The organism is Echinicola vietnamensis DSM 17526, assembly GCF_000325705.1.
In the GTDB taxonomy this organism is placed as follows: Bacteria; Bacteroidota; Bacteroidia; order Cytophagales; family Cyclobacteriaceae; genus Echinicola; species Echinicola vietnamensis.
Window position 1 is genome coordinate 3506334 of the sequence record NC_019904.1, and the last position, 23021, is coordinate 3529354.

The window sequence follows — 23021 nt, forward strand, 5'->3', positions numbered from 1 at the left end:
CAAAAACCTAAAGTTTCCGGCTAAAAACTGCATCGTTACCTGCATTATCTGTGACTTTTAGCTCAAACTGGCCTTTGAAAGGGGTGTTGTCCTGCTTCTGCGTCCAAATTACACCATTTTTGTGTTCAAACCTCAATATTACCCATTTTCCGTTAATCCTGGCTTCAAAACGATTGATACCCGAGAGATTGTCTCGGATAGAAAACCGTAATGATGAGGAACTGACGCGGATAGGGCGAATAGTAGGCGGAGTATCATCTTTGACCAATACAAAAGTACCAAAATATTTGGTTTTAAAGTTAATCTTCCCTTCGTTCCACTCTCCTCCTAAGAAACGCTTGTATCCATTTCCGTAAAGTTGGTAAACGTCCACATGATCGATTGGTCCGTCATACCCTGAAACGTCCATACTGACGGAGATCTCGTTGCGTAAATAATCCCCTCGATCATCGTTGATTTTGACCGAAGGTCGATTGTAATAGGTGCTTCTTTCCGTATGGAGAAAAAGGGTCTCTAAGAGGGCATCTTTTGGAAAGTGGATGGCCGTATATCCATCGTTAAAATAGTATTCCTTGTTAAAGGGGATTTTGGCTTGGAGCGCAGGTTTGATCACCTCGGAGCAAATATCCACTGAATCGGGCAGCCCAAAATCCATGTCCCAAATATAGGTCCTGAACCGAGGGTCTTCGTAGGACATCATGACATCCATCATCATACCATTGACATAAAACTTGGCCAACTTGTGTCCATCAGTCTTATCGGCCCTAATGATCATCCAGTTTCCCTTATACGCTATGGCCTTTCTACTGGCACTATAACTGCTGACATCATGGGTTTCTTTTTCACCTTTGAAAGTCAACTTTAGGAGGCTTTCATTGCCGAACACATCTTCCAAACGAACCGTAACATCTTTTGTGCTATCAGGCATCACCTGAATGGCTCCGCTGTAGAGGCTATCGGGGGTATAGAAATCAAACTGGTTATAAGGAGTCGTGTAAAGTTTGGTATAGCGGTTTTCGTGCGTATGGGTCAATAAGAACCTGCCTAAGTTAAAATCGATCTTGTCGACATTGACATCAAAAGTCTTCTGGCCTTCTTCGTAGATTTCAAAGTGCGGAAATCCATTGGGGTTGTAAGCACCGTCCAGCTTGTCGTATCCGCTTACTTCAATGCCTACTTTTCCCGTAATGGAAAGGTTGCCGTCCACTACAAACTGATTGTCCCGGTAATTTAGCCGAAGGACTGTGCGTTCGAATTTGCCATTGATCCGGCTTTCAAGTGTAAGGGGTGTAATGGCCACGGCCCTGACGGTGGGCGGAGTGCTGTCTTTTACTTCACTAAAGCCAAACTTTAGCGGATCCAGTGCACGGTCCAGGGAATCCCGGATTTCAAAATGCAGGTGGGGCCCACCTGAACTTCCGGTATTTCCGGAATAGGCAATGATTTCCCCTTTTTTGATGGGCAATGCCATGGAATCGGGATAGATTTCCAAGTCATTTTCCTCTGCTGCTGTCATTTCTTGCCACATGTATTTAGCGATGCGTGCATTGAAATCCTTTAGGTGACCATATAATGTGTATTGGCCGTTGGGGTGCTTGAGGTAAAGGACATTGCCATAGCCATAACTCGATACCTTCATCCGGTAAACATAGCCATCTGCTGCGGCATAGATCGGAAGCCCCTGTCTGCCTTCAGTTTTGATGTCAATGCCACTATGAAAGTGATTGGGGCGGATTTCACTCATGTTGCCCGAGAGGTAATTGCGCTCCCCAGGTTTGATGGGGAATTGATAATACCCCTTGTCAGTTTGGGCAAATAAGGTGCTTTCTGTCCATCCCCAAATGAGCAAGAAAAGGAGAAATTTACTTAATCTCAAAATCCAACAATTTTTGGTCTTCGATAAAGGCTTCAAGGTGGTCACCTGCGGCTACTTTGCCTACCCCCGCAGGCGTTCCAGTAAAGATTAGGTCGCCTTTCTTTAACGTAAAAAATTGGGAAACGTATTCGATGATGACCCCAAAATCAAACAGCATCAGGGAGGTGTTGCCCACCTGCTTTTGCTCTCCGTTGATGTCAAGGTGGAAGTTGATGTCTTTGAAGTCCTTAAAATCACTAACCGGTAAAAACCTGCCGATAGGAGCAGAGCCATTGAAAGCTTTGGCAATTTCCCAAGGGAGTCCTTTTTCCTTGCACTTTTGTTGGACATCCCTTGCCGTAAAATCAATGCCAATCCCAATCTCACCGAAATAGCGATGGGCAAACTCTTTTTTGATAAACTTGCCTTCTTTGTTGATCTTCAAAACCAATTCCACTTCATGGTGAACGTCATGGGAAAATTCTGGCAGGTAAAAAGGCAGGTTGTTTTTGATGATTGCCGTGTCTGGCTTGAGGAAAACTACTGGATTTTCAGGTCTTTCGTTTTCTAATTCCTCGATGTGTTTGGCGTAATTTCGCCCGATGGCTATGATCTTCATGAAAAGATAGTATTGGATTTTTTATGTTTTCACAAAGAAACATGATAAGGGTGGATTAATAAAATGTTTGGATGGGATAATACCAAATATACCTGGAATGTTTCCTTGCGGAATTTAATAGTCTAAAATGGTATTAGCGGAAATTTTTACGGCCAGGGGATATAGGAGTCATCTCCTTTCACCATGGGCCAGTCTTTGGCCTTCCACTTTGCTTTTCCTTCCTCAATAATGGCTTTATCACTGGCCACGAAATTCCATTCTATAAAGCGTTCTTCCGGAAATGCTGGTCCACCGAAAAGGATGATATGGCTATCTTTTTTGATCTTAAGCGCACATTGGTTGTCGATTTTGGAGACCAGTAAATGGTCTTTTTCCACTACCTGATCACAAGCATTGACTTCTCCAGTGACGATGCAGATCCCAATTTCCCCTTCCAAATGCCCGACGATCTCAAGGTCATGGTCTGCGGTGGTTTTGATGTCAATCATAAAAAGGTCAGAATGTACGGGAACTGGAGAGGTACGGCCATAACCCTTGCCGGCCACTAAGGTAAAAGAAGCGCCTTGATCTTGCCATTGCGGAAGGTCTTTGGCATCAATGTGGTGAAACTGTGGCGCCATCAGTTCTTTTTCCTTCGGTAGCGCCACCCAGATTTGATAACCATGAATGGGATAAGTGCCGCCATCCCGCATTGCTGGAGGGGTCCGCTCGGTATGGGTGACCCCGCGGCCGGCTGTCATCCAATTGACGGATCCAGGCGCAATGAGTTGTTTCGTGCCCAAACTGTCCTCGTGAACCATTTCTCCTTCAAGCAAAAAAGTAAGGGTGGACAAGCCGACATGGGGATGCTGGCCAATATCCATATAGTGACCGGGTTTTACGGTAGAAGGCCCCATATGATCAATGAACACAAATGGCCCTACCATTCTTTTTTTTCGAAAGGGCAATAAACGGCCCACTAAAAAGTCACCAATGTCGCGGCTTCTTTCAGGGATAATCAGGTCTGTATTGGACATGTTTGTTTACGTTGGAATTTGGACTATAATTTAGCCAGATTCCACTTAAGTACCAATGGTTGGGGGAAGAGAAAATTTCTTACTGCGTGGAAGAAAAATCGCTTGCCTTTCTGGGCCATTTGTTCCTTTTGTTGTTTCTCTTGACGTGCCTTTGCCTTGGTCAGGTTGTTTAAGGAATATAATTTTAGGGTGAAAGTACCTTGGAAAACTTCTACCTCCGTGATGTCCAATTCCGTGCTTTCTATATCTTGATTACCATAAATGACTCTGATCTCCATGTTTCCAAGTTCTTCGGTTTCTCCCACTGATTGGATCAAAAGCGTTTTGAGTTCTTCTGTATGGGGAAGGTGTCCAGGTGTTTTGTTGTCACTAAGGTAAACCTGAACTGCTTCATTTTTCTTGAAAGCAATTTTGGAAATCGTAAAGCCACCGTCAGTGAATAGTCCAGGGAGGTATTCTACTTTAACGGGCATTTTGGGTGTCAGCTTGAGAAGCTGTATAAAGTCTTTCGCCTGCATAATTTTCTGGTTCTGTTACTTTTAGGTTACGATAATTTTTAACCTGTGGACACAAAGATGCCTAAAAAAGTGTATGATCTAAAATTTAAAAGTTAGAATAATTATACGATTTATGCCTAAATTAATAGTGAAAGGGAAGGTTTGGGCTTTTTGTTCGTGTTAAAGTGTTTTTTGTATAACATAAAGTGGATTATATGGTGATTTTCGAGTTAATAAAATTTAACATTAAAAGTTTAAATATTTAATTGCTAGCGGGTTAGTGAGCTTAATGGTAAGATGATTAAGACTTTTTTGCTTTGTCAATTACGGTACTGGATTTGTGTAGATGATGGAGCAGGACAGGGGGTTATGTTGTGATTTTTGATGTAATACTAAACTATTTTTGAAAGCTCGTCCTTATTAAAAATCTTTCTAAAAAGGCTGAATATTTTATTTATTCGTCACCTCTTCACGTTTATATCCGTAAAAGATAATATGTTTGTTAATTAATTGTTAATCAGTGAAAAATGATTAATTTATATGGGGAGAACAAACCTTGTTTGGCTGTTTAGTCTTTCAATATAAAACCAAAGGAGCTTTAGTTATGAAGTGGATATATAGTTTAAAAAGTAGAGTGACCATTGCTATATTATTAATGGTTTTGTTCGTTTCGGTATTTGTGAAGAATATGCTCGATGAGGAAAATGTAACTGATCTTACTACATCTTGTTCGACGATTTATCAAGACAGGTTGTTGCCGGAAAGTTATATTTATCATCTATCAGACTTTCTTAACAAGAAGCAACGTCTCATTGACAACTGTGAAGATGGCACCGAATTTAATGCATTTCAATCCTCCAATGAAGGATTTAATGCAGAGATAGACAGTATTTTGGTGGATTTTGAAGCCACCTACCTTACACAAGAAGAAGCTGAAGCGCTGACTGATCTTAAAAGCAATATCCAAGCTTTGTATTCAGTGGAGAATGCCATGCAGCATGAAGACGATAATCGTGGCGATTTCCAGTCAGCCAGGGAAAGGTCAAATGAATTGATCGCCGAAGCCTCAACTAACCTCCAACAGCTGTCCGATATCCAGTTGACGGTAGGCAAACAAGTGAATGACGACTCCAAACGCATCATGGCGGGAAGCTCTATTCTCACGCGTTTTGAGACCGCTATTCTTTTAGTGCTCGGTTTGGTTATCAATGCTTTGATATTTGGCGTGGTCTCAAGCAGGAGTAAAATCAGGCAGCGTCCGAATTGGAATTAATTAGCATCCTTAAGAACTTAAAGGGGGCAGTTTTCGTTGAAAATTGCCCCTATTTTTATTTGCCATATGTCTACAAAAAAGTCTGAGAGAAAAGTTACCATTGGCCACGTGTTCAAAACCATCATTTGGCCGAGAAGGAAGCAGTTGTTTATTGGTTTATTCTTGATCATTATCAGCCGGTTGGCCGGATTGGTTTTGCCTGGAGCCAGTAAATATTTGATGGATGAAGTCATCCCAAACAGTAACATGCAATTGCTCAAGTGGCTGGTCATTGCCGTAGGCGTGGCGGTGACCGTGCAGGCCGTAACCAGCTTTGCCCTGACCCAAATCCTTAGCGTAGAAGCCCAACACCTCATTGCCAAGCTAAGGGCAAAAGTCCAAAGCCATATCATCAAACTTCCGATTCGTTTCTTCGACAACGCCAAAACAGGAGAATTGGTCTCCAGGATTATGACCGATGTGGAAGGTGTGCGCAACCTTGTAGGCACTGGCTTGGCACAGATGGTAGGAGGGGTATTGACATCTGTGATTTGTTTGGGGCTGTTGATTTATATCAGCCCCATGATGACTCTTTACGTGTTGGTGCCCGTTATTATTTTTGGATTGATATCGCTAAAAGCCTTTGGCAAGATCAGGCCAATTTTCAGAGAGAGAGGTAAAATCAATGCAGAAGTTACCGGTAGACTTGCGGAGACCCTAGGAGGCATCCGGGTAATCAAGGGATTCAATGCTGAGGCCCAAGAAGTAAAGACCTTTGAAGAAGGTGTGCTACGGCTCTATTTGAACATAAAATCCAGTTTGACCACTACCAGCATGGTTACCAGTGCGGCTACCTTGCTGCTGGGCTTGGCTTCAGCGGGGATTATGGGAATCGGTGGCTATATGATCATGAGCGGTGAGCTTACTTTTGGTGACTTTTTGGCGTTTACCCTTTACTTGGGGTTTATGATTGCACCGATCGTTCAGATGAGCAATATTGGAAGCCAGCTGACAGAGGCTTTTGCTGGCCTTGACAGGACCGAGGAAATCATGAACATCCCTTTGGAGGAGGATGAAAAGTCCAGAAACCTACAACTGCCATCGATCAAGGGGGACTTGGCTTTTGAGCAAGTGAGTTTTGCGTATGAGGAAGGCAAGAATGTGGTGAAAGAAGTGAGTTTTGAAGCACCGGCGGGGTCGATGACAGCGTTGGTAGGGACATCCGGCTCAGGAAAAACCACCATTGCGGGATTGGTAGCATCCTTCCTCAATCCAGCCGGAGGTACCGTGACCATCGATGGTACGGACCTTCAGCAGGTGAGTTTGGCCAGTTACCGCAGCCAATTAGGGGTGGTGCTGCAGGATGACTTTCTTTTTGAAGGAACGATACGGCAAAACATCCTTTTCCCCCGTCCTGACGCCCGTACAGAACAGTTGATGCAAGCTGTATATGCTGCCCATGTCCACGAGTTTACGGATCGTTTTGAAGACGGACTGGATACCTTGATCGGAGAACGTGGTGTAAAACTCTCTGGTGGACAAAAGCAAAGGATTGCCATTGCCAGGGCTATTTTGGCAGATCCGCGAATCCTAATCTTGGATGAAGCCACTTCTAACCTGGACACGGAAAGCGAGACCCTGATACAAGAAAGCTTGAAAAAATTGATGAAGGGTAGGACCTCCTTCGTGATTGCCCACCGCCTCAGCACTATTCGCCAGGCAGATCAGATTTTAGTGGTGGAAAAAGGGGAAATAGTAGAACGTGGCCAGCATGAGGAATTGATGGAGAAAAGAGGCAGGTACTTTGAACTGTACACTTATCAGGCCAGAATATAGGTTCGATCCGGTGTATTTAGGGGATTGGTGAAGGTGAATTTTGGGACAAGTGTAAAAAGTGAATGGTGTGTTAAACCAAAAATAGGGATAGGGAAGCTTGCCTAAGAAATGCCGAGGCAAATTCCTCGGCATAATTTGGAGACGGTATTTACCTAGCTGATAAGCTATAGATTTTTAATTATCTCTGAAGGTGGTTTGACCTCGTATTTCTCTTTTTTCCATTGAGGAATGTGGTTATAGACTTGCTGTAGGTCGCTTAGTTTCCCGCCTAATTGACCAGCATTTTTTTTTGGATGCTTTTGATGTGCTGTGTAGATTTCAATGGCTTTATTGTATGCGGTCAATTGGTCGAACCCCGTTTCTTTCATGATGAATGTTTTATAAAAGCCATCATGGGTCATCAAGCTGACTCTGGTTTTATATTTGTCGTAATTCTTAGCATTTTTATACAATCTACTGTACTGCCAATAAGCAATATCTTTTGAGCTAAATCCACTGAGCTCTTCATTGGGGACAAGTGTATCATCTAACCATATCCCATAATCATGATTGGTCGTCCATTCTTCCATTTGGTAATTTGAAGCATGCTTTTTTTCTGGGATGGGAGGTGCAGGGACACCATGCACTTTGGGAGCTTTTTCTTTCTGTTTATCCGACATGAAGTCCCATAATTGCCTCATGCGGTCAATATCAATTTCGTTTAAATTGACCTTTCCTTTTTTATCCATTAACTCTTGAAGATGCTGATAGTGCTGCTTATATTCTTCTAAATAATCACCTTGCGGGGGAGCAGAAGGAGGGTGGGGAGTGACCTTTTGAGGAATTGCTTTAGGAGCCGTTGTGCGTTGTGGCTTCATACTGAACAGGAAGGTCCCACCTAAAATAAACGGAATAATGAGGGCCAATTTTAATAGGATGTTAGAGAGGTTTTTTTCTTTGCGCATCATGATCAATCTTGTTTTGGTTAGGGAATGTTTTGAATAGCTCACCAGCTTATTTTGTTGCTGTTGGCCTGCGTAAGAAAGCAGGAGGTTTTGGTATGCGTTGATGTTACCGAATTGACGGTTGACCGATTCATCTGCCAGAAACTCATGGTTCAGCTGGATAGCCTTTTTATATAGATGGAAAATTGGGTTGAACCAAAAGATGGCTTTTAGAAGTTCCACCAACAAAATGTCAATGCTGTGCCACTGCTTGGCATGCACGAGCTCATGATGGAGCAGGCGTGGATCCAATTGTTTTTTTTGATAAGCTGTGTCGTTAACAAAAACATATTGAAAGAAAGTATACGGTGTGTCTTTACAGGAATCCATCACGAACTTGATACCGTGACGATCAATGACCTGATGAGTCATGGTCCTCCTATAAAAATTCCAAATGGTAATAGCATAACGAAGGAGAAAATACATTAGGAAAATGCTATAAATGCCAATGAGGATGTGAGCGATGGGGAGAGCTGCTGTTTCAGGCAGTTTCTCAGGTAATGATAAGCGTGGTTTTTTAGGGGCCGTTTGCTCGGATGTAAGTTGGGGATTGGACATGACTGAAAAATGTGCTACTTCCGTGGAGGTTCGAATAGGGGAATGAAAAAGGGGCGCTAGCAGTGAAAAAATGATGCTTGCGAGCAGAAAAAACCGATTAAACTGATGGATTTTTTCCTTGGACAAGAATAGTCGGTAGGCCAGATAGCATAACAATAAACTAATGGTCGATTTAATGAGGTAGGCAATCATGACGTTTTGTTTTTTAACTGTTGGTCGATGAGCTTTTTTAGGTCCCGTAATTCCTCATCTGTAAGATCTGTCTCGGAGGTGAAAAAAGAGGCGAACTGTGAAGGAGAATTATCAAAGAAATTTTTAATCATTCCTTTCACCTGATGTCCGAAATAGGTGCTTTTGTTGATCAATGGATAATACTCCCGTGAATTTCCGTATGTCTTGTAAGCAACGACTTTTTTATCAATCATCCTTTTGAGCAGCGTGGCCACTGTCGTAGGTGCTGGCTTTGGGTCAGGGTAGGCTTGTAGCAGGTCTTTCATAAACGCTTTTCCCAGCTTCCAGAGATAATTCATCAATTGCTCTTCACTTGTAGATAATCTCATTTCTATGTATTTAGAATGTGTTCTATAAATGTAGAAATAAAATTCACCAAAACAAACTATTCTGTTAGTTTATTCGGGTTGGAAAGTTGAAGTTGTTTTGAAAATAGGCTGGAAGTGTGTTATGATTGGATAAAAAATAGCACATACGCATCCATTTCCCTTCCATGAATCATTCTATCTGGAAAAACTGTTCAAAAGCATCCTTAGGATACTTTCGCTTTTAAGCCTAGGCAGAAAAGCTCAATTTCTCGAGAAACGAGACTACAATTCAAAAATCTTATTCATGACTTGCCATTTTTCTCCTTCAGGTACTCCAGGCAGGCCCTGTTGATAGGTCCACATGAGGTCTTCCCATTCCCTTACTTTTGGATTGGCAGCGTCCATGGCCGCCTTTTTCTCAAAAGAAAAATCTTCCGTTGTTTCCATGATCATGAACAGCCGGTTTTCCCATCGGTATATTTCCATGACTTCAATGCCTGCATCTTTGATGCTTTTTTGGATTTCTGGCCATACCGCTTGGTGGAATTTTTCGTATTCGGCAATTAGCGTTGGGTCGTCTTTCAGGTCCAACGCCATGGTGTATCGTTTTGTCATTGGTAAGAATGGTTATTGAATGCCATAAAATGAAGCCGCTGTGTTTCCCATGATGTCGGCTTGCTCATGTTGACTTAGTTGATGAATATACGCATTCACGACAGAAACGTTTACCGGATAATCTGCGGCAACTTGTGCTACTGGCCAATCGCTGCCAAACATCAGCCTTTTGGGGCCAAAAGCTTCGAATACTACATCCAAATAGGGACGTAGGTCCTCTCTGGTCCATCGGTTCCAATCAGCTTCTGTGACCATGCCGGATGCTTTGCAGCAAACATTTTCCCTTTCTGCCAATTGCTTCATCTTACCTGCCCATTCGTCAATTTTACGGTCTTTGATATAGGGCTTGGCCAAATGGTCGATCACAAAGGGCTGGTTAGGAAACTGGCTGACCAACTCGATGGCTTCATCCATGTGATGAGGGAAAATAAGGATGTCATAGGTGAAATCAAACTTTTGCAGTTGGCCTAAGCCATTTCTAAAGGATTTTTCGGCCATCAGTTCTGGAGGTTGACCTTGAAGGATCATCCTGAAGCCCGTCATTTTTGGCTCTTGGGCATATCGTTCAAGTGTTGTCAAAACCTCATCGGAGCATAAATCGACCCAGCCCACTACTTTTTTTATCCATGGATGTTGCTCGGCCAGGCCAAGTAAAAAGGTGTTTTCTGCTAGTGACTCGTCAGCTTGAACCACGACCGTGCCGTCTATGCCTTCCTTGTCCAAAAGCGGCTTAAGGTCGGTGGGCAAAAAGTCCCGTTGGATGGCTTTCATGCCATCATCGATCCAAGCATGTTTTTCTGCATCATATTGCCAAAAGTGCTGATGTGCGTCAATTCTCATAGGTTAGTAGGTTTTTGGTTAAGCGCAATAAAACCTGCCAATCCCATGATTGGCAGGTTGAACCCGAAAGACGCCATAGGAAATCTACGCCGCGGCGAACAAGTATTGCGGCCTGAAACTGCTTCAAAATCAGTCGCTTCGCTGCTGCCTTCGACTTTGCCATAGCGGCGCTATGCCTCAGTCTCCAAACAGCCTGATTTTCTTGCAGTTTCAACCCTCATGACGAATCCTATTGCATTATTCGGGTTATACATTCAATGATTCGATAAAGGAATTACCCTTTATAATTCACGGCTTTCTGACGTGAAGTTCCAAGGCCATCAATGCCCAGCTCTACTACGTCACCTTCTTTCAGGTAAGTAGGAGGGGTAAGGCCCATGCCCACACCTGAAGGAGTACCAGTGGAAATGATATCGCCAGGAAGTAAAGTCATATAGTTGCTTAAATGGCTGACCAATGTAGGGATATCGAAGACCATGTCAGAAGTATTACTGTCTTGCAGCATTTTGCCGTTGTGCTTCAGCCAAAGTCTGAGGTGCTGAGGGTCTTTGATTTCATCCTTGGTGACCAGATATGGGCCTAGAGGAGAAAAGGTGTCGTTGCTTTTTCCCTTTACCCACTGACCGCCATGGCTCAGCTGGAAATCACGTTCCGACACATCGTTCAGCAGACAGTATCCGGCGACATAATCCATGGCATTTTCCTTGTCCACATAGCTTGCCTTTTTACCGATCATGACAGCAAGTTCTACTTCCCAATCAGTCTTTTCGGAATTCCGCGGAATGATGATGTCATCGTTCGGCCCGCTGAGGGAAGTCGTGGATTTCATAAAGATAATAGGCTGCTTGGGTACTTCAGCGCCGGTTTCTTTGGCGTGAAGCTTATAGTTCAATCCAATGCAGATGATTTTGGAGGGACGTTTGATAGGCGGCCCGAGACGAACCTCTGAACTGATTTCAGGACATTTGGCCTCGTTGCTCTCCAGCCAAGTGGTGAGTCTGTTCAGCCCATCTTGGGTCAAAAAGTCCTCCGTCCAATCTTCCCCAAAGGCACTGCAATCAATGCGTATTCCATTGGCTTTTTCGATTCCTGGCTTTTCTTCTCCAGGATTTCCAAATCGTAATAATTTCATGTGTCGTTATTAGGTTACTAAGTTGCTTTAATTTTTGTGGGAGATTCCATATCCCCATCGTTTGGATTCAGGAAAGCATTTCCTGAATCTTGGGATTGCTTGGTCACAAGTTAAGCTGGCAGCACCAAGCGCTTCATGCTACAGCTGAGCAACGCCAAGGCTACATTTTGAGGTTGACAAAACCTCCGTCAATGGGGTAATTTCCTCCGGTAAGGAAAGAAGCCTCGTCCGAGCTAAGGTAAACGGCCATGGCGGCAATTTCTTCCGGCTTGCCCATTCGCCCTATGGGCTGTGTAGCGGCCAACTTGTCAAACATTTCTTTTTCCTTGCCAGGATAATTCTTCGCGAGGAATCCATCCACAAAAGGCGTATGGACCCGGCCCGGGGCGATGCTGTTTACCCGGATATTGTATTCGACGTAGTCCCTGGCCATGGAGAGCGTCATGGAGAAAACAGCTCCTTTGGTCATGGAATAGGCAAAGCGGTCAGGAAGGCCCATGGTGGAAGCCACCGAGGCCATGTTAATGATGGAGCCGCCCTTTTCTTTCATCTTTGGAAGGCTGGCCAGGCTACAGTTATAGATGCCTTTGACATTGACTTGATAGAGACGGTCAAAATCTTCCTCTGCAGTGTTTTCCAAATTGCCCACATGGGAAATTCCAGCATTGTTTACCAATACGTCGATGGATCCTGAAATGGAGGAAATGGTTTGTTTCATCTCTTCAGTTTGGGAAACATCCCCTTGGAGAAAGGTCACTCTATGGCCCTTTGAGGTCAATTCTTCCGCCACTTTTTCTCCTGTTTTTTGGTCATAATCAATAAAATAGACGTTTCCGCCTTCTTCGGCAAAGCGCTTGGTCATGGCCAGGCCAATACCGCTTGCGCCACCGGTGATCAAAATGGTTTTATTTTTCATAATCCTATTGCTTCCATTATTTATAGTGGAAAACTAATGAGTTTTGGGAAAACACCTGTCCTGTGGAATGCTGAAAAGTACCCTCATGTTAAACTTTTGCAGCTGTTTCGTTCCATATCGGACCTGTGGCAAAATCATACTCTTCCAATGATGCCGCTTTCATCTGAATGCTGTATCCCGGAAGTTTAGGGACTTGGTAACGTCCTTTTTTGATGACTACTGGATCGATGAAATGCTCGTGAAGGTGGTCGACGTATTCGATTACCCTACCTTCCATGGAACCGCTGATGGAGATATAATCCACCATGGACAAGTGCTGTACATATTCACACAATCCCACACCACCGGCATGCGGACAGACGGGGATGTCAAATTTCTTGGCGATGAGCATAATGGCCAGGTTTTCATTGACGCCTCCTACGCGGCAACTGTCGATTTGACAAATCTGCAACGCCCCGGCTTGCATGAGTTGTTTGAAAATCACCCTGTTTTGACAATGCTCCCCCGTAGCCACCAAGATAGGTTGTACCGCATCAGCTATGGCCTTATGGCCTAGAATATCGTCAGGGCTGGTAGGCTCCTCGATCCAAAGCGGATTAAATTTAGCCAATTCTTTCATGTTTTCAATGGCTTCAGCTACTTCCCATCGCTGATTGGCATCCATCATCAAGTACATGTCCTCTCCAATTTCTTCCCGGATGATGCCAGCACGCCTGATATCGTCTTGCAGGTTGGCACCAACTTTCATTTTGATATGTTTCCATCCTTCTTGTTTGGCCTCGCGGCAGAGTCTTCTGATTTTTTCATCGGTGTACCCCAGCCACCCAGCAGAGGTGGTGTAACCTGGATAGCCGTTTTCCTCTAAGTAGCGGATTCGCTCCTTTTTCCCCTTTTCGGATTCCTTGAGGATGTCGAGGGCCTCTTCCTTGGTCAGGACATCGGTGATATAGCTGAAGTCGATACAGGATAATAGCTGCTCAGGAGTCATTTCTCCCAGCAGCTTCCAAAGTGGTTTTTGCTCCACTTTGGCATACAAGTCCCAAACGGCATTTACCAAGGCACCGGTTGCCAAATGTACAACACCCTTTTCCGGCCCCAGCCATCGTATTTGACTGTCACTGTTTACGGTTCTCCAAAATGCCCCCATGTCAGCCGTTAGGGCTGCAAGGTCTTTACCTATCACATGATGGGCAATGGCCTCCAATGCAGCGCAGCAGATTTCATTTCCCCGGCCTATGGTAAAGGTGAGTCCATGTCCCTCCAGATCGGGTTGGTTGGTCTTTAAAATAATGTAAGCGGCAGAATAATCCGGGTCTGGATTCATGGCGTCGGAGCCATGTTTTTCCCTGCTGGTAGGGAACCGAATGTCTTTGACTTGATAGTCAGTGATTTTAATGTTCATGTATAAAAACGTGGATAGGTTTAATGTTCTCATTAAATGGTTATGCAAGTTGGAATTTTGGGTGGTCTATTGCTACATTAATTTTGGTTATATGTAGTACTATTTTTGCTTTTATTTAGTTTGTGTTGTTTGTATTGGATAATATTTGTATAATTGAAGCCTGTTGGTCGTGAAAAAGCTGTTTACTCCCCTCGTGTATGAAAGCCAAATTACTAGAAAGAAAAAGTCCATTCGACAGGTCCTTTATGGTGGCCAAACATTCCTATCCCTATTTTTTGGATGTATGGCATTATCATAGCGAACTGGAGCTGGTTTACATTACCAAAAGCACGGGTACCAGGTTCATAGGCGATAATATAGAGCAATTCAAAGAGGGCGATCTGATCCTAATAGGAGAGAATCTCCCACATCTTTGGCAAAATGATCCTGAGTATTTTAAAGACAAAAAAGAAGGAAGTGCCGAAGCTTTTAGTATTCATTTCAATAAGTTTTTTGCCGGGGAAAATTTCATGAAATTGCCCGAGATGAAGGGCGTGAAGGGCCTCCTTGACCGTGCAAACCAAGGGATCAAGTTTACGGGAGAGATTAAAAATCAAGCTTTTGGCATTTTTAATGAGCTTGTGGAATTGGAAGGTGTGCATAAATTGTTGAAGTTGATGCGTTTTTTGGCTCGACTGTCCGAAGAAAAGGACTACGAAGTACTCAGTACGGATGGCTTTAGTTTCCCACTCCATATCACGGGAGATGATCGCGTGGATAAAGTGTATTCATTTACCTTTAATAACTTCAAGCGGAATATTGCTTTGGAAGAGGTAGCCGAACTGGTGCACCTGAATCCTACGGCATTTTGCAGGTATTTTAAAAAGTCTACTAAGAAGACTTATTCCAAGTTTCTGAATGAGATCCGGGTAGGCTATGCTTGTAAATTATTGATCGAGGGACGGCTAAATATTTCAGAGGTTGGATATGAATGTGGTTTTAATAACTTGTCCAACTTTAACCGACAGTTTAAAAATGTGATGGACATTTCACCATCCGAGTACCTTAAAAAGCACAAGAAGCACAGATGATATGTTGCGGACAGCAGATGAAATTTCTACATTGGATTTTAGTTCAGAGCTCACTTTTAAAACAACCAAAAGTGGTGGCCCCGGAGGGCAAAATGTCAACAAAGTAAACACAAAAGTACAACTGATTTTTGATGTAAAGGGATCCAACATCCTAGATGATGAGGCGAAGGAGAAGGTGCTGGCGAGATTGTCAGATAAATTAAATGCAGAGGGCCATCTCCAAGTGACCGTTCAGGAAACCAGGTCACAGCTCCAGAACAAAACCTTGGCTGTAGAGAAATTCCAGGCGATGATCAAGAAGGTTTTTGAAAGAAAGAAAAAACGAAAACCTACCAAGCCGACCAAAGCAGCTGTAAGAAAGCGCCTCGACCATAAAAAACGGAGAGGCGAAAAGAAGCAGTGGAGGAGGAAGTTGTAAGTGGCGTGTGCATTTCCACGCATCAAGGCCTAATCAGGTGCGTGACCGCTTGGTGGCACCGGGCTGTTGGTTTCTTCCATTGGCTCCATGGCACATTCTTCTTCAGGTAATTCCACCTCAATGGTATGATGGGAAAAAGGATATTGCTTGAGCAATTTTCGGAGGTTTCTTTTCAGGGACAAAATTTCCTCAAAGTCCCTTACTTCCTTGAGCTTGATATGGGCTGTGAAGACGTGTTTTTCACCGTCCAGTGACCAAATATGTACATGGTGAAGGGATCCGACATGAGGGAACTGAAGTATTTTTTCTTTGATTTCAGCTTCATTGATTTCACTAGGGCTGGCCTGCAAAAAAATCATCAGGGTTTCTTTCAGCCTTTTGATGACATTCCACAGGATATACAGCGTGATCAACAGGGAAAGGACTGGGTCAATATAGGGCGTGTCCACAAAAATCATAACGATAGAAGCGACCAAAACAGCCGCCCAGCCCAATACATCTTCGATCAGGTGCCAAGAAATCACCCTTTCGTTAAGGGTTTTTCCGTGGCTCAGTCGATAGGCCGCAAAACCATTTACCAATACACCAATAATGGCGAAGACCATCATGCCCTGTGCGTCGGATGGTTCTGGGTAAATGATCCGCGTGATCGCTTCCTTTATGATAAAAAGTGATCCTCCAAATAAGATTAGTCCATTTACCAATGCACCCAGAAGGGAAAATCTTTTGTAGCCAAAGGTAAAGATAGTAGTGGCCTTTTTATTGGACTTGTGGGCGAGGTACCAAGAAAGTCCCAGGGAGAGACTATCGCCCAAGTCATGGAGTGCATCAGAAATAATGGCAATACTATTGACATAAAGGCCTCCAAAAAACTCCAAAATGGTAAATCCCAAGTTAAGGAAAAAGGCCAGTTTGATGTTTTGATGTCCGTGATGATGGTGATGGTGCCCCATAAAATATTCTCTTTCATTGATGCATTACAAAACTAACGGGAAAAGGCATTAACACAGTTGCAGGAAGGGAAATTGTAGGACTTGAATGGGTGAGCACGTCACTTGCCCAGGTTGTTGTAATATTTGATTTTTTCATTCAGCATCTTAAAGTCCAAGGCACCATTTACCTCTTTTAGGTGCTCTACGATGGCTAAGGCTTTGTTCAACCGGCTGTTGGTGTTTTTTACCTTTGTGACGATGTAGACCAAACTGCGCTGTTTGCCCTTGGTGAGCGCGCGAAAATGTTTATTTCCCTCCTCATCCTGATCTAGGAGGATTTGAAGTTCCTCTGGCATTTCATGGCCAAATTCCGAACGATCCTTTTCCAGGCAAACGGTCATCTTTTCGCCTTCTTTGATCGCCAGTTTATCCCTAAATGCGGTATTGAGCAGGATAAACCAGTAATCTTTACTTTTCATCAGTGCCGCATGGAACCTGACCGGGCCAATCTCACAGATCACCCGGCGGTCTTCGCCATTGATGAAAGCATTGGCAATATCATCTGGTACAGGCAGGTGGTATCGCCAAAGCCTGGAATCGAATTTTTCCAATGTCCCGATAAACTGCTTCATGAAGGGTTAGTTTTGGTCAAAACAGTTGATTTTTTCAATGAGGTCTACCACTCTATTGGCGTATCCAGATTCATTATCATACCAGCCGATGACCTTAAGCAGGGAGCCATTTGCTTCGGTTAGGCTGGCATCAAAAATACACGAGTGTGGATTTCCGATGATGTCCACCGAGACCAATGGGGCCTCTGTGTATTCGATGTATCCTTTCATGGTGGTGGAGGCGGCCTCCGACATGACCTTATTGACTTCTTCTTTAGTGGTTTCTTTTTTCAGCACCACATTCATTTCTGTAAGTGATCCGTCAGGGACAGGAACCCGATAGGCCATGGCATGCAATTTCCCTTTGATGTGAGGCAGCACCAGTTCCACAGCTTTTGCGGCATTGGTGGTGGTGGGGATGATGGAGCAGGCAGCAGCCCGTGCCCTTCGAAGATCACGGTGGGGAGCATCTTGGAGGTTTTGATCGGCGGTGTAGGAATGCACCGTAGAGACAAATCCCTTTTCAATGCCGAAATGATCTTCCAGTACCTTTACCATTGGGGCCAGGCAGTTGGTGGTGCAGGAAGCATTGGAGATGATGGCTTCATGACCAGTGAGCAAAGCGTCATTCACACCAAGTACCACAGTGGGAACATCCCCCAATGCAGGAGCCGAGATGATGACGCGCTTAGCACCCGCCTTTAGGTGACCTTCGGCCTTTTCTTTTTCCACAAACCTTCCCGTGCATTCGATGACCATGTCCACTCCCAACGCTTCCCATGGTAGTTTTTTGGGGGAGGGCTCCCCGTAGATTTGAATGGTTTTTCCATTTACAATAAGTGCATCGCTCAAGCTGGTGATTTCTGCCTGGAATTTGCCATGAATGGAATCATATTGAAGCAGGTGTGCCAAGTTGGTGATATCCATCAGGTCATTGATGGCTACTACGTCGATGGTAGGGTGTTGTTGTAGGAGCTTAAATACATAGCGGCCGATCCGCCCGAAGCCATTGATGGCCACATTGACTTTGGTCATGCGTTTTATTCTATTTGGGTTTTCTATTATCTGAAAAGTGAAGTTACAAAAGAGCCGTCATAGTTGACTGAAAACCTTTAAAAATTTGTCCGTAATCAAGGGGATAAGGCGGCTGTATTTGATGCCTTTGCAGTGGTGAGCAGGATCAAAGTATGCATGTGCATTTCCCTTCAGTACGGCTGGAGTCCGCCTTTTCTATTTCTTCACCAGAAGAAGCCAATGCTTTCGGTACGTGTAAGGGAAGGCGACTTATGGCGATCTCTCGTAAAACAGTCTTGGGGCTAATTTTGGATATTCCAAGGGTGTTCCATAGCCCTTCTGCTTTTTGCGGGAAGATCATCATTAACACGCCGCAAAGAGTAAAAGCCATCATTTTTATTTTATGGTTCCGGTTCATAGTCGTTTCCTGTAATTAAAATTTATAGGTTGAAAAATACAGTTTGCTACATTTGTTTTGATGAATGGCAGCTTGTTTGGATAAATTATAGTGTGTTGTATGTATTGGTAAAGGTACTGCTTTTCAGTGATTTATAGAATACCCTGAAAACGGTATTTTTCACCATTTTAGATGATTTATGCTTAATAAATTGGTAATTCAGCGTAGAAAGTTAGTTTCATTGACAACCTGTTGATCACAAGCTTTTTAGAAGGCTGTTGATAACGAGGTGCATAAAATGTTTAAAATGTTTGACCTAAAGCCATTACATTTGTTGCTATGGCAGAGAGAAACACCGCAGGAAGGGAGCGAAACCCGCTCCGTAGAAAAAATAACTTAGAGCAAGGCATGGCAGGAGGAGTGGGCAAAATTCCACCCCAGGCCATTGATTTGGAAGAGGCAGTGCTTGGGGCTTTGATGTTGGAAAAGGAAGCCATTACGGCTGTAGTGGATATTCTGAAGCCAGACAGCTTTTATAAGGACGCCCACAGGGAGATCTATGATGCTATCCTACTACTTTTTAACGAGAGTGAGCCTATAGACCTGCTTACCGTAACGAACAAGCTCCGGAAGAATGGTAAACTTGAAGTAGCGGGCGGGGCGTACTATATCACGGAGTTGACCTCTAAGATATCTTCTGCTGCCAATATTGAATATCATGCCCGAATCATCACAGAAATGGCCATGAAGCGTCATATGATTCGGATATGTTCAGAGATTCAGAAGGAGGCCTATGAGGAAACCACTGATGTGTTTGAACTGTTGGATACCATGGAGCAATCATTGTTTGAAATCTCCGAAAACAATATCCGGAAGAATTATGCCGACATGAAATCCATCATGCGCGAGGCCATCACGGAATTGGAAGGTAAAAAAGACCTCTCCGATGGGCTTACAGGCGTGCCAAGTGGATTTACGGCCTTGGATAGGGTGACATCAGGATGGCAGAAGTCGGATTTGGTCATTATTGCAGCCCGTCCTGCGATGGGTAAGACCGCCTTTGTCCTTTCCGTTCTCCGAAATGCAGCTGTGGATCATAGTCGACCGGTGGCCATTTTCTCCTTGGAGATGTCTGCCGTTCAGTTGGTAAACCGTCTCATTTCATCAGAAGCAGAACTGGATTCTGAAAAAATCAAGAAAGGTAACCTGGCAGATTATGAATGGGAGCAATTGATTCACAAAACCAGTAAACTTTCCTCAGCACCATTGTTTGTGGATGATACACCGGCCTTGTCCATTCTGGAGCTTCGTGCCAAATGTCGTCGACTGAAAGCGCAAAGTGATATCCAGATGATCGTGATTGATTACTTGCAGTTGATGTCAGGTGATTCCAAGGCGAGTGCCAGCGGAAACCGTGAACAAGAGATTTCAAGTATTTCAAGGGCACTTAAGAAAATTGCCAAAGAATTGGAAGTTCCCGTCATTGCCCTTTCCCAGTTGTCCAGGGCTGTTGAAACCCGGGGAGGTGACAAACGGCCACAGCTTTCCGATTTGAGGGAATCCGGGGCGATCGAACAGGATGCCGATATTGTCATGTTCCTGTACCGACCAGAATATTACGGTATCAATGAAGATGAAGAGGGAAATAGTACGTTAGGAACTGGTGAGGTGATCATTGCAAAACACCGAAGTGGGTCATTGGAGACTGTCAAGCTTCGATTTATCGGTAAATATACCAAGTTTGCCGACCTGGACCTCAATGTCCCTTATCAGCCCCAAGGTCAGGAAGCCATGTATGGCAATAAATTCCCAAGTGCCGCAGGTGGCAAGGGATTTGATGATTCGAATATGATCAGGATCCAGAGTAAAGCCAATGGGCCTGATGAAGAAGATGGTTTCCCAGGAGGGCTGGGCAGCAATGAACCGGCACCGTTCTAATTCATTTTTGGCTCAAGCCCAATGAAATTAATAAGCCATAACCAAAATCTTAAATACATAACCACTTATGCAAGGACTCGTTTTAGATCAGGATAATGCTTCAGGAATCAACATTAAAGAGGTTTCATTACCAGACTTAAAACCTCAAGAGGTCAAAGTAAAAGTGATTGCAGCAGCTTTAAACCATCGGGATGAGTGGTGCAGGCAAGGGAAGTATCCCAATATCAAGGATGGAATTATTTTGGGGTCCGACGGAGCTGGTGTGGTGGAGGCAGTGGGTGAATCGGTGGATAAGGCATGGTTAGGCAAAGAAGTGATCATCAATGCAGCAAATTTTTGGGGAGATGATCAGTCCGTACAGTCCGCAGATTTTCAAATTTTGGGAATGCCTACCAATGGCACCATGGCCGAATACGTGCATGTGAATGTATCCAGGCTTTGCGATAAACCGCAGCATTTGACTTTTGAGGAAGCAGCAGCCCTTCCACTTGCTGGACTTACCGCTTACAGGGCGGTTCTTTATCATGGCCAATTAAAGCCTGGCCGTCAACTATTGGTGACTGGTTTTGGTGGAGGAGTTGCCCAGTTTGCGGCCCAGTTTGGTGTGGCAGCAGGGGCAGATGTTTACGTAAACAGCAGCAGTGAGGAGAAGCTCTCCAAAGCCAAAGCACTCGGAGCCATTGCTGGCTTTAACTATAAAGATGAAAATTGGGTGCAATCTGCCCTGGATCAAACAGGTGGTTTCGATCTGGTGGTGGATTCTGCTATGGGAGATACGTTTCCCTTATTGATCAAGGTACTCAAGCCAGGTGGGAAGCTGGTTTTTTACGGAGCTACATTAGGAAATCCCCCTATGATGGATGCCAGAAGGGTGTTTTGGAATCAATTGACCATTCAAGGAACGACTATGGGCAGTGATCAGGATTTTGCTGAGATGGTTGCTTTTGTGGAATCTCACCAAATCACGCCGTTGGTGGATTCAATTTTCAGTTTTTCGGATGCCCGCACGGCTTTTGATAGAATGGCGGAGGGCAAGCAAACAGGAAAGATCGTTTTGAAGATATAGAAGATCAGTCTTCTAAGTCGTTCTCAAAGAGGAAATTTTGATAGGCATTTTTCAACTCCCTTAAGGAATGTTGGTCATTTTGGGCGGTAGCCAGTTCGATACCTGCTTTGTAAATAACCTGAGCCTTTTCGATTGCTTCCAATTCCGCCTGTAGTGCTGCTGCATGAAAATATGTAGGCAGGTACTCAGGGTGCTGGGCTAGGAGCTGGTCAAAGTACCTCACGGCTTGTCCTACATCAGTATTTTGATATTCCAATGCCAAAGCGTAGAGGTTAAAAGGATTGTCAGGTTCATCTTTCACAAATTGCTTCAGTAGGTCAATCCTCGATAAGTTACTCATTGGTTAAGAAGGTTTTTACGTTACTTGCTTGTTAATGGGGCAAATATACTGTAAAAATGGACTTATAAAATGGAATGGACAAAACCAAGTGGCCTATGGATCAGTGGAAGGGTCTGGCTATAACCAATTATTATTGCCCATAGCCAAAATCAATTCCTTCAGGATAGGTATTGAACTGCGTTTTTTTTATTTTTGGACATTCCAAGACAGGAGGCTAGACGTTGGTTGGATAAATGCATACTAGCTTTATGGGTTAGGTGCACTTTTCTTGGAGCCGCCTTAGGTAATCATGTCTTTCAAAGGAACGTTATCTTATTTTGACAGAGAGGCTGGTATGCCTTTAAGGATTGGAAGAACCTACATTATCACATTTTAGGCCATTTGAAATAGAATGCTACTTAGAAACTTTATCGACAACTAATAAACTAAAATATATGAAAATTCTGGTTTGTATTACACACGTGCCGGATACCACATCCAAAATTCAATTTACAGACAATAACACTAAGTTTGACAAGACTGGAGTACAGTTTATTATTGGGCCATACGATGATTATGCATTGGCCAGGGCAGTGGAGTTAAGAGACCAGTCCAGTGGAAGTCTTACCGTACTTAATGTAGGAGAAGCAGAGACAGAGCCTACCTTAAGAAAAGCATTGGCTATTGGGGCTGATGATGCCATCCGGGTAAATGCCTTTCCTTCGGACTCGCTATTTGTGGCCAATCAGATTGCACATTATGCAAAAGAAGGCGGATACGACCTTATTTTGATGGGAAGGGAATCCATCGATTTTAATGGTGGAATGGTACACGGAATGGTGGCGGAAATGCTGGGCATTCCATCCGTTTCACCTGTAATGAAGTTGGATTTGGAAGGAGATACGGCCAAAATCGCCAGAGAGATAGAAGGCGGAAAAGAGCACTTAGAAGTGAAACTGCCATTTGTGGCCGGCTGTCAGGAGCCTATAGCGGAATGGAAGATCCCGAACATGCGTGGAATTATGTCCGCTCGCAGCAAGCCGCTCAATGTGGTAGAGCCAGTAGGAGAGGATGCGGCTACCAAAACTGTAGGTTATGAGCTTCCTCCTGCAAAAGGAGCTGTAAAACTTATTGACAAGGACAATGTTGAAGAGTTGGTGAAGTTGTTGCAAAATGAAGCCAAGGTCCTTTAAAAA

General features: G+C 44.0%; 23 protein-coding genes. 7 read left to right on the top strand and 16 right to left on the bottom strand.

Annotation, left to right across the window (positions count from 1 at the left end; translation table 11 throughout):
* Positions 1-7: 7 nt before the first annotated feature.
* The 4 genes from ECHVI_RS14295 to ECHVI_RS14310 all read right to left on the bottom strand — a co-directional run bounded on the left by ECHVI_RS14295 (position 8) and on the right by ECHVI_RS14310 (position 4008).
* The gene (locus tag ECHVI_RS14295) at positions 8-1876 is read right to left on the bottom strand and encodes a M23 family metallopeptidase (RefSeq protein WP_041738686.1); all 1869 of its coding nucleotides are present in this window, start codon (positions 1874-1876) and stop codon (positions 8-10) included.
* Positions 1863-2474, bottom strand: coding sequence for a fumarylacetoacetate hydrolase family protein (locus ECHVI_RS14300; RefSeq protein WP_015266720.1), 612 nt, complete (start codon positions 2472-2474; stop codon positions 1863-1865). The genes ECHVI_RS14295 and ECHVI_RS14300 overlap by 14 nt, the downstream gene beginning before the upstream one ends.
* 146 nt (positions 2475-2620) lie before the next feature.
* Positions 2621-3490: a pirin family protein gene (locus ECHVI_RS14305; RefSeq protein WP_015266721.1), complete on the bottom strand. Its 870-nt coding sequence runs from the start codon at positions 3488-3490 to the stop codon at positions 2621-2623.
* Between the two features lie 23 nt (positions 3491-3513).
* Positions 3514-4008 (bottom strand): hypothetical protein, encoded by a 495-nt coding sequence (locus ECHVI_RS14310; protein ID WP_015266722.1) that lies wholly within the window; start codon positions 4006-4008, stop codon positions 3514-3516.
* 583 nt (positions 4009-4591) lie between these two features.
* Between ECHVI_RS14310 and ECHVI_RS14315 the strand changes: the two genes are divergently transcribed.
* Together ECHVI_RS14315 and ECHVI_RS14320 are read left to right on the top strand one after the other, a co-directional pair.
* The gene (locus ECHVI_RS14315; RefSeq protein ID WP_015266723.1) at positions 4592-5260 is read left to right on the top strand and encodes an MCP four helix bundle domain-containing protein; all 669 of its coding nucleotides are present in this window, start codon (positions 4592-4594) and stop codon (positions 5258-5260) included.
* A gap of 66 nt (positions 5261-5326) precedes the next feature.
* Positions 5327-7075: an ABC transporter ATP-binding protein gene (locus ECHVI_RS14320; protein ID WP_041738688.1), complete on the top strand. Its 1749-nt coding sequence runs from the start codon at positions 5327-5329 to the stop codon at positions 7073-7075.
* A gap of 164 nt (positions 7076-7239) precedes the next feature.
* On the opposite strand, the gene ECHVI_RS24080 is transcribed toward ECHVI_RS14320, so the two are convergent.
* The 7 genes from ECHVI_RS24080 to ECHVI_RS14355 form a co-directional block, all read right to left on the bottom strand.
* Positions 7240-8808, bottom strand: a complete 1569-nt coding sequence (locus ECHVI_RS24080; protein WP_015266725.1) for a M56 family metallopeptidase — start codon at positions 8806-8808, stop codon at positions 7240-7242.
* Positions 8805-9176, bottom strand: coding sequence for a BlaI/MecI/CopY family transcriptional regulator (locus tag ECHVI_RS14330; protein ID WP_015266726.1), 372 nt, complete (start codon positions 9174-9176; stop codon positions 8805-8807). Before ECHVI_RS14330 ends, ECHVI_RS24080 begins: the two co-directional genes overlap by 4 nt.
* 261 nt (positions 9177-9437) lie before the next feature.
* Positions 9438-9770 carry an L-rhamnose mutarotase gene (locus ECHVI_RS14335; protein WP_015266727.1) on the bottom strand — a complete coding sequence of 111 codons (333 nt, stop codon included), beginning with the start codon at positions 9768-9770 and terminating at the stop codon, positions 9438-9440.
* Between the two features lie 12 nt (positions 9771-9782).
* Complete coding sequence (locus ECHVI_RS14340) at positions 9783-10610, bottom strand: amidohydrolase family protein (RefSeq protein WP_015266728.1); 828 nt, start codon at positions 10608-10610, stop codon at positions 9783-9785.
* A 274-nt stretch (positions 10611-10884) separates the two neighbouring features.
* Entirely contained in the window at positions 10885-11742 is an 858-nt protein-coding gene (locus ECHVI_RS14345; RefSeq protein ID WP_015266729.1) for a fumarylacetoacetate hydrolase family protein, read from the bottom strand.
* A 160-nt stretch (positions 11743-11902) separates the two neighbouring features.
* Positions 11903-12658 (bottom strand): SDR family NAD(P)-dependent oxidoreductase, encoded by a 756-nt coding sequence (locus ECHVI_RS14350; RefSeq protein ID WP_015266730.1) that lies wholly within the window; start codon positions 12656-12658, stop codon positions 11903-11905.
* Positions 12659-12746: 88 nt separating this feature from the next.
* Positions 12747-14093, bottom strand: a complete 1347-nt coding sequence (locus ECHVI_RS14355; RefSeq protein WP_015266731.1) for an L-fuconate dehydratase — start codon at positions 14091-14093, stop codon at positions 12747-12749.
* Between the two features lie 164 nt (positions 14094-14257).
* Here ECHVI_RS14355 and ECHVI_RS14360 point away from each other — a divergent pair, with 164 nt between their 5' ends.
* On the top strand, positions 14258-15130 hold the full coding sequence (locus ECHVI_RS14360) for an AraC family transcriptional regulator (protein ID WP_015266732.1): 873 nt from the start codon (positions 14258-14260) through the stop codon (positions 15128-15130).
* A 1-nt stretch (position 15131) separates the two neighbouring features.
* Complete coding sequence (arfB, locus tag ECHVI_RS14365; RefSeq protein ID WP_015266733.1) at positions 15132-15548, top strand: alternative ribosome rescue aminoacyl-tRNA hydrolase ArfB; 417 nt, start codon at positions 15132-15134, stop codon at positions 15546-15548.
* Between the two features lie 29 nt (positions 15549-15577).
* Here arfB and ECHVI_RS14370 read toward each other — a convergent pair whose 3' ends face one another.
* From ECHVI_RS14370 to ECHVI_RS23860, 4 genes are all read right to left on the bottom strand, one after another.
* Positions 15578-16501: a cation diffusion facilitator family transporter gene (locus tag ECHVI_RS14370; RefSeq protein ID WP_015266734.1), complete on the bottom strand. Its 924-nt coding sequence runs from the start codon at positions 16499-16501 to the stop codon at positions 15578-15580.
* A 98-nt stretch (positions 16502-16599) separates the two neighbouring features.
* Entirely contained in the window at positions 16600-17112 is a 513-nt protein-coding gene (locus ECHVI_RS14375) for a YdeI/OmpD-associated family protein (RefSeq protein ID WP_015266735.1), read from the bottom strand.
* A gap of 6 nt (positions 17113-17118) precedes the next feature.
* Positions 17119-18126 (bottom strand): type I glyceraldehyde-3-phosphate dehydrogenase, encoded by a 1008-nt coding sequence (gene gap, locus ECHVI_RS14380; RefSeq protein WP_015266736.1) that lies wholly within the window; start codon positions 18124-18126, stop codon positions 17119-17121.
* Between the two features lie 145 nt (positions 18127-18271).
* Positions 18272-18523 (bottom strand): hypothetical protein, encoded by a 252-nt coding sequence (locus tag ECHVI_RS23860; RefSeq protein WP_015266737.1) that lies wholly within the window; start codon positions 18521-18523, stop codon positions 18272-18274.
* A gap of 318 nt (positions 18524-18841) precedes the next feature.
* On the opposite strand from ECHVI_RS23860, the gene dnaB reads away from it, so the two are divergent.
* Positions 18842-20440, top strand: coding sequence for a replicative DNA helicase (dnaB, locus tag ECHVI_RS14390; protein ID WP_015266738.1), 1599 nt, complete (start codon positions 18842-18844; stop codon positions 20438-20440).
* Between the two features lie 67 nt (positions 20441-20507).
* Positions 20508-21506 (top strand): zinc-binding dehydrogenase, encoded by a 999-nt coding sequence (locus ECHVI_RS14395; protein ID WP_015266739.1) that lies wholly within the window; start codon positions 20508-20510, stop codon positions 21504-21506.
* Between the two features lie 4 nt (positions 21507-21510).
* On the opposite strand, the gene ECHVI_RS14400 is transcribed toward ECHVI_RS14395, so the two are convergent.
* On the bottom strand, positions 21511-21846 hold the full coding sequence (locus ECHVI_RS14400; RefSeq protein WP_015266740.1) for a hypothetical protein: 336 nt from the start codon (positions 21844-21846) through the stop codon (positions 21511-21513).
* A gap of 434 nt (positions 21847-22280) precedes the next feature.
* On the opposite strand from ECHVI_RS14400, the gene ECHVI_RS14410 reads away from it, so the two are divergent.
* The gene (locus ECHVI_RS14410; protein WP_015266741.1) at positions 22281-23018 is read left to right on the top strand and encodes an electron transfer flavoprotein subunit beta/FixA family protein; all 738 of its coding nucleotides are present in this window, start codon (positions 22281-22283) and stop codon (positions 23016-23018) included.
* Positions 23019-23021 lie beyond the last annotated feature (3 nt).